This is a genomic window from Salirhabdus salicampi, from assembly GCF_024259515.1.
GTDB lineage: Bacteria > Bacillota > Bacilli > Bacillales > Alkalibacillaceae > Salirhabdus_A > Salirhabdus_A salicampi.
Genome location: NZ_JANBWE010000001.1, coordinates 1,077,886 through 1,093,179, shown reverse-complemented (window position 1 = coordinate 1,093,179; position 15,294 = coordinate 1,077,886). Strand labels below are relative to the sequence as shown.

12 protein-coding genes are annotated in these 15,294 nt (G+C 36.4%); 2 read left to right on the top strand and 10 right to left on the bottom strand.

Annotated features, from left to right (window positions below):
• Positions 1 to 86 precede the first annotated feature (86 nt).
• The 7 genes from NLW78_RS05755 to NLW78_RS05725 all read right to left on the bottom strand — a co-directional run bounded on the left by NLW78_RS05755 (position 87) and on the right by NLW78_RS05725 (position 8,350).
• Positions 87 to 1,442 (bottom strand): NAD(P)/FAD-dependent oxidoreductase, encoded by a 1,356-nt coding sequence (locus NLW78_RS05755; RefSeq protein WP_254496107.1) that lies wholly within the window; start codon positions 1,440 to 1,442, stop codon positions 87 to 89.
• A gap of 474 nt (positions 1,443 to 1,916) precedes the next feature.
• Positions 1,917 to 2,207 carry a DUF6407 family protein gene (locus tag NLW78_RS05750; RefSeq protein WP_254496017.1) on the bottom strand — a complete coding sequence of 97 codons (291 nt, stop codon included), beginning with the start codon at positions 2,205 to 2,207 and terminating at the stop codon, positions 1,917 to 1,919.
• Positions 2,208 to 2,254: 47 nt separating this feature from the next.
• Positions 2,255 to 3,925, bottom strand: coding sequence for a dihydroxy-acid dehydratase (gene ilvD, locus NLW78_RS05745; RefSeq protein WP_254496016.1), 1,671 nt, complete (start codon positions 3,923 to 3,925; stop codon positions 2,255 to 2,257).
• Positions 3,926 to 4,626: 701 nt separating this feature from the next.
• Positions 4,627 to 6,105: a 23S rRNA (uracil(1939)-C(5))-methyltransferase RlmD gene (rlmD, locus tag NLW78_RS05740; protein ID WP_254496015.1), complete on the bottom strand. Its 1,479-nt coding sequence runs from the start codon at positions 6,103 to 6,105 to the stop codon at positions 4,627 to 4,629.
• A 508-nt stretch (positions 6,106 to 6,613) separates the two neighbouring features.
• Entirely contained in the window at positions 6,614 to 7,177 is a 564-nt protein-coding gene (locus NLW78_RS05735; protein ID WP_254496014.1) for a hypothetical protein, read from the bottom strand.
• 161 nt (positions 7,178 to 7,338) lie between these two features.
• Complete coding sequence (locus NLW78_RS05730; RefSeq protein ID WP_254496013.1) at positions 7,339 to 7,860, bottom strand: hypothetical protein; 522 nt, start codon at positions 7,858 to 7,860, stop codon at positions 7,339 to 7,341.
• Positions 7,861 to 8,026: 166 nt separating this feature from the next.
• Positions 8,027 to 8,350, bottom strand: a complete 324-nt coding sequence (locus NLW78_RS05725) for a hypothetical protein (RefSeq protein WP_254496012.1) — start codon at positions 8,348 to 8,350, stop codon at positions 8,027 to 8,029.
• A gap of 441 nt (positions 8,351 to 8,791) precedes the next feature.
• Here NLW78_RS05725 and NLW78_RS05720 point away from each other — a divergent pair, with 441 nt between their 5' ends.
• Entirely contained in the window at positions 8,792 to 9,862 is a 1,071-nt protein-coding gene (locus tag NLW78_RS05720; protein WP_254496011.1) for an amidohydrolase family protein, read from the top strand.
• Between the two features lie 2 nt (positions 9,863 to 9,864).
• Positions 9,865 to 10,224, top strand: coding sequence for a Rieske (2Fe-2S) protein (locus NLW78_RS05715; RefSeq protein WP_254496010.1), 360 nt, complete (start codon positions 9,865 to 9,867; stop codon positions 10,222 to 10,224).
• A 456-nt stretch (positions 10,225 to 10,680) separates the two neighbouring features.
• Here NLW78_RS05715 and NLW78_RS05710 read toward each other — a convergent pair whose 3' ends face one another.
• The 3 genes from NLW78_RS05710 to NLW78_RS05700 all read right to left on the bottom strand — a co-directional run bounded on the left by NLW78_RS05710 (position 10,681) and on the right by NLW78_RS05700 (position 15,156).
• A complete protein-coding gene (locus NLW78_RS05710; RefSeq protein ID WP_367617655.1) occupies positions 10,681 to 11,946 on the bottom strand; it encodes a Bcr/CflA family efflux MFS transporter in 1,266 nt (421 codons plus the stop codon).
• A 240-nt stretch (positions 11,947 to 12,186) separates the two neighbouring features.
• Positions 12,187 to 13,563, bottom strand: coding sequence for an LVIVD repeat-containing protein (locus NLW78_RS05705; RefSeq protein ID WP_254496009.1), 1,377 nt, complete (start codon positions 13,561 to 13,563; stop codon positions 12,187 to 12,189).
• 426 nt (positions 13,564 to 13,989) lie between these two features.
• Positions 13,990 to 15,156, bottom strand: coding sequence for an MFS transporter (locus NLW78_RS05700; RefSeq protein ID WP_254496008.1), 1,167 nt, complete (start codon positions 15,154 to 15,156; stop codon positions 13,990 to 13,992).
• Positions 15,157 to 15,294 lie beyond the last annotated feature (138 nt).

The following is a 15,294-nucleotide window of genomic DNA, read 5'->3' as shown; positions in this document are numbered from 1 at the left end:
TTGATAATATGTAGTCTCCGTTTTTCTGATAGCCGCTAATTTTACAAATTTCACCTTTCCCGAAATATATTGTTATTCCCACAGTTCTAATAAACATAACGGGCAACATCAGGTGAGTTTTTTTCTTGTTTGCAGGTTCCTAATAAGCTATTAATATTTTGTGCTGCATTGAAACCCGTCTGGACTGCTGTTTCAGTATAAAGTGAACCTAAGTAATCTCCCGCTAGGAACAACCTGCCAGAAGGCTCCGTTAGAACCGATTGTAGTTTTGCACGACCTGGGAATACATAGGCAGATCCTAATGGCCATCGATTTACTTCAGCTTCAACTATATGATTACGAATACCTGGAAATATATCATTAAGATCCTTTATATACGTTTGTATAATCTCTTCGTCAGTTTTGTTAATTAGCTCATGACCACGTTGAGCGGGAGAAAATGTCATGAAACTACTGCCTGGTTGTCTTTCGGTTTTAAGTGAATGGATTAGATTAGAGTTATGGATAAGAATATCGAATGATTTTTTAGGGGTAGCTATAGAATATAAATTGTCCCAAACTTGTGGACCCGTTTCGTTAGTTAAAAAGGAAGCGCTTACATGAGGGCCGTAAACAATCTTATCAAGAGCTTCACCAACTTGCGGTTTAATATTTACTGCTATTTTTCGTGTGATTGGTGCGGGGGTAGCAAGAACTACATAGCGTGCTTCTTCTTCATACTCTGTCCCATGTTGAGAGTAGCTTACTTTAACAGAGTTTGTGTCTTGTACAACTTGTTTTACATTTGCATTTAGTTGAACTTGATTACCTAATACTGTTGCAATAGTTTCTGTGAGCGTTGATGGTCCGCCAAGAATATTTTTAGCCAATCCTTCATCTTTGTTCCAAATCATGTAAAAATACCCTACACCTGCACCTGCAGATATTACTTCAGGGTCTCCAGTGGAGCGGCTAACCGTAGGTCGAAAAATAGCATCAGCATCCATGGGTAATTCACCCAAAAAATCGGAAAAGGTCTGATCATTCATAAAGTCAAAGATTCGTTGTTGATGAACTCTACTGTCTTCTCCTGGCCGTTGACTAGCTACTTTTCCATATTTGAAAACAGCTGCACGTACTTTAGCACCAGCACGTATTAGAGAAAATCTAGCTTTCCATGACATAGGAATCTTAAAAGGATATGTTTCAACTCGACCATCTGTAAGTAGTTTCCCATTCATATACATGCCAGATAAAACACCGGGTACGGTTCGTGCTTCTATCCCTACAGATCTAAATAATTCATCTGAAGCTGAACCATCGCCAGCAAATACATGTCCGCCCCAGTTTAACCAATGATACCCACGTCTTTCGGAGCGTATACGCCCCCCAACGCGACAATTAGATTCTAATAGTAGAATGTCATGGTGCTTAAGACGCCAAGCAGCAGATAACCCAGCAATACCACCACCAACTATTATGACATCTTTTATTTTACTCCCTCCTATCCTTTATGTAAGTATAATCTGTTCTGACTCATTGAAGATAAACATCGAGTAATTTGAAGTGATTTAATATTTTGAATTAACTAAATTTTTTGAATTATTTTCGTTTTTGATAATATCACACTAACGGAATATTGTAAACCACATTTTTAAAAAGGGAACAAATAGTTTCATTTTTTTATTCTCTATATTGATACTAATCAAATAAAAAAATAGAACTTCCAATTATGTGGAAGTTCTATTTTTGTTTATTGGTTTCTTCAAAAAAAGTATCCTTAAACAAATTAGATTTAGTAAGTTTTAGTTACCATATATCATACCTTTTAAGAAATGTATCTCCTTATATCTTTTTACTATTGTAATCTGCTCGGTAATCATCCTTGGATGAAGATTCATAAACACTAATAAAAAATGGAGGCATATCAAAACCCCTTAGTAGTCCCTAATAACATAACCTTCATATACACCTTCAATATTCAAATCTTGCTGACTGTTTCTTAATTCATATACAATTTTGGATAGGAGATTTTCTTCCACAATAGAGTGTATATGTAAAATTCTAATAGAGCCTAAATGGTGTTTCTCAACTTCCTCATAAGATTTTAAGGCATAAAAAACAATTGCTTTTCTAATTATTTTTTTAATACATTCAGTATTGTTAGAATCAAAATTATTAATTTTTCCTTTTTCCTCATTTGCAAAATCAATTAAATTATAGCCCATTAAACCTTCTCCTTAAAACCTGCCAGCTTTTTCTTACTATTCCTCAATTAATCGGTTATTGATCCTTTTGAAGCTGATGAGACTGACTTAGCATATTTGGATAAAATTCCCCTTAATTTTTGTTCTGGTGGATTCCATGTCTTTAATCTTTCATTAAACATATCTGAAGAAACATCAACAGAAAGTTCTTGTGATTCACTATCAATGGTTATTATGTCGCCCTCTCGAATTAATGCAATTGGACCACCAACCTGTGCTTCGGGAGAGATATGACCAACTACTAATCCATGTGTACCACCTGAGAAGCGGCCATCTGTAATTAAGCCAACTTTTTCTCCGAGTCCTTTTCCAACTACAATTGCAGTTATCGATAACATCTCTGCCATTCCAGGGCCCCCCTTAGGACCAACGTAGCGAATCACAATAACGTCCCCTGGGTTAATCTCATTATTTAAAACGGCATTTGTTGCATCTGTCTCTGAATCAAAAACACGGGCAGGCCCTGTTATTGTTTTAACTTTTAACCCAGACATTTTTGCTACTGCACCATCAGGAGCCAAATTACCCTTTAGAATAACTAATGGCCCTGTCTCACGCTTTGGATTTTCAAAGGAGATAATGTCCTGTCCCTCTTTTAAAGGCTGAAGTTCTGATAAATTTTGCTCTATTGTCTTACCAGTTACAGTTAAACAATCCCCATGAAGTAGTCCTTTATCAAGAAGCAGCTTCATTACGGCAGGTACTCCACCCACATCAGATAAATCTTCCATTACATAGCGACCACTTGGTTTTAAATCTGCTATATGAGGAACTTTTTTACGAATACGTTCAAAGTCATCTAAATTAAGATCAACATCAACTGTATGAGCCAATGCTAATAAATGAAGAACTGCATTAGTTGACCCTCCAAGTGCCATTACAACCGTAATCGCATTTTCAAAGGCTTTCTTCGTCATGATATCTTTAGGAGTAATTTCTTTATTTAAAAGATTTATAACAGCTTTTCCTGCTTCGATACAATCTTCTAATTTTTCTTCTGTCTCTGCAGGATTTGATGAACTTCCAGGAAGACTCATTCCCATAGCCTCTATTGCGGATGCCATTGTATTAGCTGTGTACATACCTCCACATGATCCGGCACCTGGGCAAGCATGACATTCGATTTCATGGAGTTCATCGCGTTCAATATCTCCATTATTATATTTCCCTACTGCTTCAAAAGCGGAAACAATATCTATATCCTTTCCATCTACATTTCCTGGTCGAATCGTTCCCCCATAAACAAAAACGGCAGGTAAATTCAAACGCCCTATCGCAATCATGCACCCTGGCAGATTTTTATCGCATCCCCCAATTGCAACTACCCCATCGTAGTTCTGAGCGCCTACAACTGTTTCTATAGAATCCGCAATGACTTCACGGCTAGGCAGGGAAAAACGCATTCCCTCTGTCCCCATAGAGATTCCATCTGAAACTGTAATCGTATTAAAAATAAAAGGAGTTCCCCCTGCATCTAAAGCACCGTTTTTTGCTTTTCTAGCCAATTCATCAATATGTATATTACATGGTGTAACCTCACTCCATGTACTCGCAATTCCCACAAAAGGCTTATTAAAATCTTCATCTTTAATCCCCATTGCCCGTATCATTGCACGATTTGGGGCACGGTTTATATCATTAAAAACAGAACTTCGATTTTTTGAATTATTATTATTCATTAACTATTCTCCTAACTTTTTTGTAATACTTAATCCTTTCCACATAAAGTTCAGGCTATTCCACCTGCTCTTTTTTCTGTACCGCTGAATACCCTCCTTCACGATTAAGGTTGTAAAGGTTTTTAGTTTAGTTTTAATGCAATTAAAATGAGAGCGAGCAACTACTAAGTAACCCGAATTCTAACAAGAAAACATTGCCGTCAAAAAAATTTGTATCAATCCTTTCTTTGCTCGTTCCTTCGTATGTGTGGTTCCGATTCCCTAATGTTTTTAGCCAAGCACCTATACCTACATACAGTCCATTGAAATAGTCCCAGTGGTTTTATTCTACGATTATTGTTTAATTCCTTCATATAATTGCTTTATCAACACATTAATAGAACATCTATATGGATTTCCGGTAAATGGTAAATCCTCCTCAATTTTTACTCTTCTTTATACAAACTCAACTAACCTGTATCGTCAGCACAAGATTCCGTTACCTTATATAGTCCTATTCTTCTTTTAAAAAAAGGAGCTTATCCTTCTAAGAGAAAAGCTCCGTTACTTATGTTTCACAAAGGTAATCCAATTAGCTGTTGTTTGATTGCTCAGTATCCTTTATTTATACAATATATAAGAGTTACGTCCATAATCAGACCTTATACTGAATAATTAACATTGATAGACTTAAAAAGAAGGGTCTGTCAAGCTCCTGCTTCTTACTTCAACACTATCTCGGCGACCGTTTCTACATGCACCGTCTGTGGAAACATATCCACTGGCTGAATTCGTTTAACCTCATAGCCGTTTTGAGCTAAATATTTCATATCCCGCACCTGCGTCTCAGGATTACAGGACACATAAATTACACGCTTAGGCTTAAGTTTCACTACACTAGACAAGAACGCTTCATCACTCCCGCTTCGTGGTGGATCCATAATGACTACGTCTGCTTTCTCACCGCGTGCTGCCATTTTGACCATGAATTCCCCGGCATCACCTTGAAAGAAACGGGCATTTTTTACGTCGTTGCGTTTTGAATTGCGAATAGCGTCTCGAACAGCATCCTTATTCAGCTCTATACCAATGACCTTGCCAGCTTTCCGGCTTGCTATCAGACCGATGGTTCCGATACCACAGTACGCATCAATTACAGTTTCCTTTCCAGTCAACTGGGCCATTTCAATTGCTTTTCCATATAATTTCTCCGTCTGGACCGGGTTGATTTGATAAAAGGATTTAGCGGATATTTCAAACTTCATTCCACAAAGGATGTCTGTTATGGTTCCTTTACCGAACAGTACCTTTTCCTGATCTCCTAAAACCATACTCGTGTTCCGGTTATTGACGTTCATAAGGATAGTCGTAATCTCTGGGTGAGCCTTCCTGAGAGCTTTGATAAAATTGTTTTTCCCCTTAAATATAGGTGAAGCTACAACAAGCACAACCATAATCTCACCACTGACCTTGCCAACCTTTACCAGCACGTGACGGAGGAAGCCTTGTCCAGTATCTTCATTATAAGGCTGCATTTTAAAGGACTTCATCATGTCTCTAATGGTTTGCCAGATCTCGTCCGCTTTCGGATCATGGATAAGACACCCATCCATTGAAATAAGCTTATGACTATTCTGAGCGTAAAGCCCACCAATAATTTGTCGTTCCTTGTTTAGTCCAAATGTCGTGTGGCTCTTGTTCCGGTAATCATACGGATGGTCCATAGTTAAAATGGGTTCTGGTTTCCCGAACGGTTTCATCAATTTGTCCACTGTTTCTTGCTTGAAACGCGTTTGCGCCTGCTCGTTCATATGGAGCAGTTGACACCCTCCACAGTCATAATAATACGAGCACATTGGTTTAATTCGCTCTTTAGAAGGGGTTAATACTCGTTTTAGTTCCGCGTTAACATAACGCCCTTTCGTCGACACAGTTATCTCAGCCGTTTCACCTGGCAATAGATGCTCTACCTCTAATTGTTTTCCTTCCCACTGGATAATGCCTTTCCCCGTATTAGAAAGGCCTGTGCAGGTGACCTCTGCGGTTACGGTTTTATCAGGATGACGCTTATTAGTTGTTGGATGCTTACTTTTGTCACCCTTTCGAGCAGCTGATGGTGAGTTCTTTTTCCCGAATGGTTTATTCGATTGCTTGCGTTTTTTTTCCGATTTTTTATATCCATTATTCTTTCGTTTACTCATAGGCACTTCCCATCTTTCCTTCTTTGACACCCTATTATATACTACCCATAGACGCCAGTAAAACGTACCATGTAAAAAGACTGCCACCTTTATAGTTGGATGGGCAGTCCTATTTTTATCCGCTACATGTGGACTAATCAATAATCGTCATTAGCTTTACGGGATCTTTTATTGTTTATGACTGGTTACGCATTATCGTCGTATCTTTTTAAAGCCTTAAAAAGCACGATAGGGATTTTGGTTCCGTGATGTTTCAGGCAAGCGCATCCTCTACTTATTTAATAGAATGTGTGTATCTTTTTGTCAAAAACTGCGCTTGCCTGGGAAATGATTAAAGCTTCCCATGTTCAATAAGCTATTCTTTTTGTACTTCTCCTTTCTTGTATATCAATATCAGCTTTGAGATAAAAAGGAGTGAACCACGGCAATAGTAAGTAACACATCTCGATATGCTTTATCTTTCTTTAACCACGATGCAATAAATGAAAAAACCAAATGATATTAGGATTTAACTTTCATGTGCAATAACCTCTCCTTTTGAATATGCTCGCAACTTATATGGAACTGTATCTTTTTTCTCTTTTTTTATAAGGAAAAAACGTTTTCCTTCAGATTTGAACATAGGGACATTTTTTGGTATTTCATTGCCAACTGATAAAGTAATCTTGTCTATTTCCGAATTTAAAATCATTCCATAATATAAACGAAAAAGTTGGTCATCTCCTTTTGATAAACCGGAAACTCCCCATATTATGCCGGCTCTTTCTTCAGGAATAGGTTGAATTGGGGTTTCTCCAATTACCCCTCCTTTATCAAGACTTTCATTAAGATTCCATTGACCTAGCCAGTTTTGCTTTAAGAATCCAACGTACAATTGTTCACTATCTCTAAAAAAAGTGATCCATTCCCCATCAATCTTCTCAATTGTCAAAATATTAACAGGTTTAGACCAATTACCTAACTGTTTTAATACATCGTTTTCTGTCGGTAGCTGCTGGTGATTTTGATATACAAGATACAAACCTATGAATGCCATTATAACCAAAGTTCCAATTACAGTTCTCTTGCTCATAACTCCCTCCACACCCGTACAAAGTTGTAGTTTCATGCTTTAAATTAGTTATTGAATACCTTTTCGTTTATCTATAAGGATTTAAGAAATATATCCCCAATTTCATTTCCACTAAATATTGCTTATTTTTATTTCAGAATTTGCCTCATACTTGCTGTTTGCTAAGGTAATTCATTACCTTCTTTATCAAGATACTTTATATCGAAATCGGCTTGATTCAAGTTGTTAGATTCTAAACCGTGAAATAACCATGCTTTTATACCTTGATTATCCAGAGGTATAATGTCAACCTCATGAGTTCCAAACATCACTTTATCTACTTCTTTTGAGGCCAATCCAATAATGTATTCACCCTTACCTGAAAGCAGTCCAGTATTATCATTATCAATATTTCCGACACCAATTATTTCGTCAAACTGCCAACCATATTTATTCTTTTTTATCTTTCCAGTGGCTAAATAGTTTTTAGGTATATCTACTTCTGAATAGAAGAAAACATAAGCAACATTATCGTAAAATTTTGTGTCAATGATTTCCAAAACATCAAATTTAGGATTTTTAACATTACTGAGGGCTTGTTCTGGTGTTGAATATGAATTAGTCTTTTTATTATTCTCTAAATAAACAAAAGATGAAACCGCCATAATTACAAACAATAAAACACCAATAATTCCTTTTTTCATTATATCCCTCCCATGGATAGGTTTTAGGAGACAATTCGTTTCAATTAAATAGATGAAAAGTTTCTAATGACTATAACGCCGAAATCCTTCAGATAGAAGTCTGTAAATAACGTGGTCGTCATAATGGTTGCTTCATCCATGCAATCGCCCCCGTTAATAAACCAGCTTATTTTTGGAAAAGGCTTACGCCCACTACTAAGCAAACAACACTTATAATCCAACCAAAAGCCACAAAATACATTTGAACTGTAAAAGTTTGTAGTGCTATCGACTGTTGCCATGAAGTATAGAGTTCTGGGTTAAGGGAATTCAATCCCCAACCCAATGATAAAGCTCCGATAATGAAGTGTGCAATCAACCACATATATGGCGTTTTATTATGTTTTTCTTTAGCAATAAGAATTATAGCAACAGTTGCTATGAAAGTTACAATACATAAACCTACTATCATTTTTCGTAATTCACCTTCATTGACCCATAATTGCAACATATTTTCCCTCCTGAAAATTCGTTAACCTGCCCGATAGAACAATTGTTTTAACAAAAAGCATTTATCTTCTTTCGTGCGTTTCCTAAAAAGAAGATGAAAATCGTACCAGTTTTCAACCTTCTATAAAAACTTTATATAACTTAAAAATTGTAATTCTCCTTCAAAATTTATTTTAACATAAAATCCCAAATGTCTTTTTAGATTCCAAAATCCATCCTTTAGCTAACTTCTTCCTTTTTCGCATTTTCGCTATTTCCCTATTTCTTTACAATCGATAGATTTATAAAAGTTAAGAAAGTGTCACTGGCGTTCCCTGAGCTTCACTGACGTTCACTGAGCTAGCTAAATGGTACTCAACGCATCTCAGTGGGTTTGGATTTTAATTGATGTGTTGATAAAATTTACAATATTATAAATTTTAAATGAACGGAGGTATGTGCGATGGGTAAAGAACACATTCGAATCGTAGATACAGATATACACGAACGCGTCCAATATAAGGATATACTGAAGTACTTAGATGAACCTTTTAAACATTACATTCAAAATTGTCATTGGGTACAAGAAAAACATATGCCATATACCCAGCCCACTGTCGCTGGTGTAGATCGAGCAGATGCGAAAATACCGGATGGCAAACCTGCTGGAACAGACTTAGCATTTATGCAAAAACAATTGTTAGATGATATCGGTCATGAGTTTGGCATATTAACGAGTGCTCTAGACCCTTCACCATCATCTATGCACGGTTGGTATGAAATGGCAACAGCATTAGCATCTGCCTACAATAATTGGCAAATTGAAGAGTGGTTAGAAAGAGATGAACGTTTATATGGATCTGTGCATATCGCAGCACAGGATCGTGACGCTGCAGTCAAAGAGATTAATAGAGTTGGATCCCATCCAAAGATGGTCCAGGTTTTACTGCCTATTGATGACATCATGTGGGGCGATCCATTTTATCACCCTATTTTTGAAGCTGCAGAAAAACATAATTTAATGATTGGTATGCACCATAATGAACCACCTGTTTATTACGGAAAATGGCCAAGGTATTTTATTGAGTGGCACACCTTAATTTCTACTGCTCATATGAAACAAGTTACAAATATGATTTTTAATGGTGTATTTGATAAATTTCCGAATCTCGGATTAATGATGATTGAAGGTGGATTTACTTGGGTTCCTCATATTATGTGGAAAATGGACCAGCAATACCGAGATTTGCGCCATGAAGTTCCTTGGTTGAAGCGAAAGCCCAGTGATATTTTTAAAGAACAAATTCGAGTGACAACGCAACCAGCAGAGGAACTAACAAAACAAGAGTTCATGTCTCTTATTGAACAAATGGGAACCGATGAAATTCTATGCTTCTCTACTGATTACCCACATTGGGACTATGATTCACCAACTCGTGCATTACCGAATTTGGATTTAGAGCTGAAAAAGAAAATTTTCGCAGAGAATGCAAAATCATTTTATCCAAAACTACCTAATTCAAAGGAGTTTTAAAGATGAAAGAACAAGTTGTATGTAAAACAACAGAATTGGAGCCTGGTGAAATGAAAGCGGCTCATTTTGGAAAACAGGATGTCTTAATTTGCCGAACTTTAGATGGTGAATTCTATGCTTTTCTTAACCAATGTACCCACCAAGGGGCTCCACTTGATAAGGGCATGATATGTGGAGCGACAACTGAAGATAGTACACCAGGGGACTACCATTACTGCCGAAAAGGTGAAATTATTCGTTGTCCATGGCATGGAAGAGAATTTGATATAAAAGACGAAGGTAGAATGCTAGCCAACCCTAATAAGCGTCTGGCCAGCTTTAAAGTACGAGTAGAAAATGAAGACGTAATTGTATATAAATAAAGGAATAGAAGGTGAAACGATAAAACCACCAGACTAGTCGCAGGCATTGACCTGGACCTATAAGTTGAATTGCTGCTTTCGAAAAATCATTAGTCAACCACATAATTCCTTCAGTGGTTGATTTAATGAGTATGTAATTAAATAAAACAGGATTCCATTATGTTGTTCAATCAACAGTCCAACTTGATATCTTCCTTCGTATATCTCACGATGTAATAATGTTTTAACATATATGTGCTTTGCCCTTTAACGAATAGAAACCTTTTATTAAGTTTTATATTATGGAAAAGGACCAACTGTAGTGAGCTGGTCCTTTCCATTGTTATATTTCTAATCATACAGGGGTACCTATCCTCCCCTTGTCTACTTTTACTTACCGTCATATTGAGCGCACTTTTATTGATATATTCATAGTCTTCATTCTAATCATATTGTGTGCCATAAGGAATGATTCTCTTAACTCCCGGGAACTGCTTCAAGTTCTTTTGTATGTCTCTTCTCATTTCTCGTTAATGTAAAGAAAGCGATGGAGCCTATAAATGAACAACTAAATAAAATAGTAGCCATCGGAATAGCAGTTGTTTCATCAATTCCAACAATTGGAGCTACGATTGCTCCCATTACTAAAGGGAACATACCTAATAAAGCACTAGCACTTCCTGCACGATGGCTTTGATGTTTCATTGCTAGTGTAAACGTACTCGTTAAAATAATACCAATTGTTAACATATGGATAAAAATCGGTATCACAATCATAAATAGCGGTCCTTTGATAATTGCCATTGACAGTAAAACTGCATTCGCACTTACTGAAATTAAGACACCTGTACGTAGTAAGCTTCTTTCTTCGAAGATATCACTTAAACGCCCGACTAAAAAACTTCCTGATATTATGGCTATGCCATTAATCCCAAATAAAATACTAAACACTTGTGGTGAGACTTGATAAATATCCTGATATACAAATGGTGTACCTGCCACATAGGCAAAGCTTCCACCTTGAATGAAACAGACTACCATTGCGTAGCCGATGAAGGAAGTATCTTTCAATAAGCTTCTCATCGTATGAAGAGAATTTCCGAGTGAGCTTGGCTGCCTATTTTCTTCTGGTAACGTTTCTTTTAATTTAAAAGCAACAATCATTACGATAGCAACACCTAATATACCTAAAAAGACAAATACCGTATGCCATGATGCGAATGGTAATAGTAATAACGCACCTCCACTAATTGGGGCTATCATCGGTGCAGTTGCATTAATAACCATTAATAAAGCAAAAAACTTCGTCAATTCTTTTCCTGTGAACACATCACGAACGACCGCCCGTGATAACACAATCCCTGCTGATGCGGTGAAACCTTGTAAAAACCTTCCGATAATTAATGTCGTAATATTCGGGGCAAGTGCACAAAGTATGGAAGCCAATGAAAATAAACTAATAAATAGTAATATCGGTTTTTTCCGTCCCTTTGCATCACTTATCGGCCCGACAATAAGTTGCCCTACAGCCAACCCGAACAAACAAGCAGTTAAACTCAATTGAACAAGAGACTGTTGAGCGTTTAAATCTTGAGAAATTTCTGGAAAACTCGGCAGGTACATATCTATATTAAACGGTCCTAACATACAAAGCATACCGAGTAAAAAGGCTAATCCTAATCGTTCTTTTCCTGTTGGGTTTTTTAATACTTTATTACGATTCTCATGTTGAATAACAAACACCCCCTAATTCAATTATTATAATTGATTCGGGGATTGAAGTATAATAATTAGGCATTAATATGGATAAGTGCATTTTTCTCATTAAGAAGGAATACTGATCTTTCTTTTTCTTTGTTTCCTAGTCTCACAGAATGTTATCCTAATTTTTGTTCATGTGTAGTTGATAGGATGTATCGTAAAGAATAAAAATAAAGGGGCGTATGGAACGCCCCCTTACCTTTTTGAAAAGTTAAATCATTTTTAGTCTTTCGCATTATTTTGGAGAACTTGGAGACCATTCCATAAATCCGATACTAAAACATAGTTTCTATCGACAAATACACCCCATACATTTGCATTGTGTCTAACATATGAGCCAATCTCATTAGGGTTGGCTGGGTCAGTAATGTCAACGACACGAACTCCATCAAAATAATGTGAAAGGTAAAGTGTATTTCCTCTTACTTTAGGATCATGAACAGTCCAGCCCGGGAATCCATGTCCTTGGGTAATAGAGTTGCTTGTTCTAAACGAACTTAATAATACAGGGTTGGATTTATCTTTAATATCATAAATTCTCGTATAACCCCAACCAGCTTCATACCCATCTCGATTAGGATTAAAAACTTCCCTCGTTTCTATTAGGATTGTGCCTCCTTTGGCTAATGCAGATGAATGAGCAGCACCTTGTACGTTTGGTTCATAACTAGTTCTTCCAAGGTAAATAGTATTCTCCGGATCACTAATGTCCAATATTACTGTTCCGAGATCCCAAAAAGATACATATGCATAATTCCCTGTTGTATCAGCAATGACACTATGAGCAGTGGCATACCTTTCTACACCATGTTCATCTGTAAATCTATAGTTTTCATGATCCACAGCTTCACTTGGATTAAACTGATACAACTCTTTTGGATTGGCTGGATCGCTTACATCCACAATGACAAAGTCGTGTATTTCTCCTCCTGTACTTCTATAAGCCCCTGAATTTGCAGTTAATAGAAGAACTTGATTACCTTGGGTAGTTAAATATAATTCATGTGTCCCGTTTCCACGTTTACCGTATGGTAATTCCCAGAATCCTAGTTTTTCTGGATTTAGTGGATCCGTGACATCGTATAATATAGTCCCTACCCGCTCTGCCTCGTTATTAAACCGCTGGACACTTACGGCTGCTAAGTCACCTTTAAAATGAGGTGTATTTACACTTTTAACGATAACTTTTTCTGTCCATGTTCCAGGCATATCATTTGCAAAAACAGAGATTTCTTCGGGATTTTCTGGGTCACTTAAGTCAAAGACTCGTACACCTTCATTAGAATCTGACCATAAATAATGGGTTCCTAAATAGGCATAACCTTTATGTGCATATACATCAGCTGCCGTAACTGGTACATTGTCTATCTCTTTTAGGGCTACATCAGCACTTTCTTTAAGCTTTGAAACATTTTTACTTCCTTCAATTAAAGGAACACTTTCGAAGTCAGAATCATCTCCTTCTACAAGTTTCGGTAGATCCATGTTGCTGTCAATATCATCTTTTCCTGAGACATCACAAGCATAGGTAATTGGTGCACTTAACAATAATAAAATAGCAAGTGAAAGACAAAAGGTTTTTTTAAAGATTTTGCTCATCAATTTACCTCCTTAATATGTTTGGGATTTTAATAAGACGTTTTCGCCATTAACCCCTTTTTAAAAAGGTTATTGTTTCCCTAATAAAGTTAGTACACCAAAAATTGAAAAATTTATTTAAAAAGTAAATTTAATCCATTTGATTTGTTTGAACATCATTGATTTTCGTAGTGTAAAAATCAAATTTTCAACATAAACTGGAGCTGCCGCGTACGACAACTCCAGTTTATGATTATTTATTCTTAAGATCTTTTATCTTATCAATTAAACACAAGCTACAACTATAACCCTTAAACACATAATTCTTTTCCATTCATTTTCATTATTTTTTGTATAACCTTGTAAACTATACACTTCCAAATAATAGACCTATGTATCAAGGAAATGCTCGTTTAAATCTAGTAGCGATAAGTAAAGGCCAACATTTTATTTTTTTCCTTCCCTACTATCACTAGATGAACTATCATCATCTTTCATACGGGTGAAATAAGAACCGATTAAAAGGAAGATTCCGCTAACTCCAAAGGCAGCAATCATTCCGCCTACTTGCCCAATGATACCAAAAATAAAAGGCGCTATAAATTGCGAGCCACGATTAAAGGTTAATCTTAATCCTAAAACCTCGCCATGCCTTTTCGGGTCGCTAACATTTAGAGTATAGACAATACTTAGTGGTTGCCCTAATCCTAGTCCTACACCAAGCAGACAAGATAGAAGCATTAAAATAATAAAGTTTTCGGTTAAAGGAATAAATAAAAAGGCTATTCCACTAATAATTAATGTAACCATCATCAGCATAGATCTTCCAAAATGCTGAACGAGAATAAACTGGAGAAATCTAATAACTACGGCGATTGCCGATAGCATTGAAATCACTATCCCTATTTCTGATGGACTAAGCCCAATGCTATTCCCGTAAACCGGGAAATAACCGATAAATAAATCTTTTGAATATAAAACTAAACCACTAATAATTAAAGCGTTTCTTAAGTTAGCTTCTTTGAGCAAACGCCATGTGCCATTGTTAATATGACTTTCTTTTTCCACAATTTTCGCTTGGTCAGTTATAGTAGCAAAAAAAATACAGATTACCCCTGCAATAACTGTTAAAGCCATTATGAAAAATGTCCATTGAAATCCGGCATTTTCATATAAGAAACCTGTAGAAAGTGGGCCTAAAAATTCACCAAGTGCCCCTGCTATACTAAAAGATGCAATGAGTTTATCTCTATTTCCATCTAAATTCCCTATGGTTTTCTGTAGTGATATCAGAACACAAACATGGGATATTCCAATTAATAATTGATTAATAAATAAAACTGGTAATGTAGGAATCCATACTGGTAAAGCAAGCGAGATTAACATGCCTGTACCGCCAATTATCGTCATCTTCTTCGCACCATAATAATCCAGCCACTTTCCAGCTTGTATAGCAACGAGCATTGGTAAAAAAGCAAATGAAGCAATTAGTAATCCTATAAATAGGGTAGAAGCACCAATAACGTCTGCATACAATGAAACGATAGGTCTTGAACCTCTTAAAGCAATTGAAAATAAGGTCTGACATATTATGATTATCCAAAATAATCGCATCTATCCACCCTCTTTAGATGATCCCACGCACAAGATGTTAATATTATAAGAACGAAACGAGTTGAGGTGATGTTAATTACCTCAACACCACCTTCAACAAGTATAAGAAACTAATTTCCAATTAATCTCTTAAAAGAT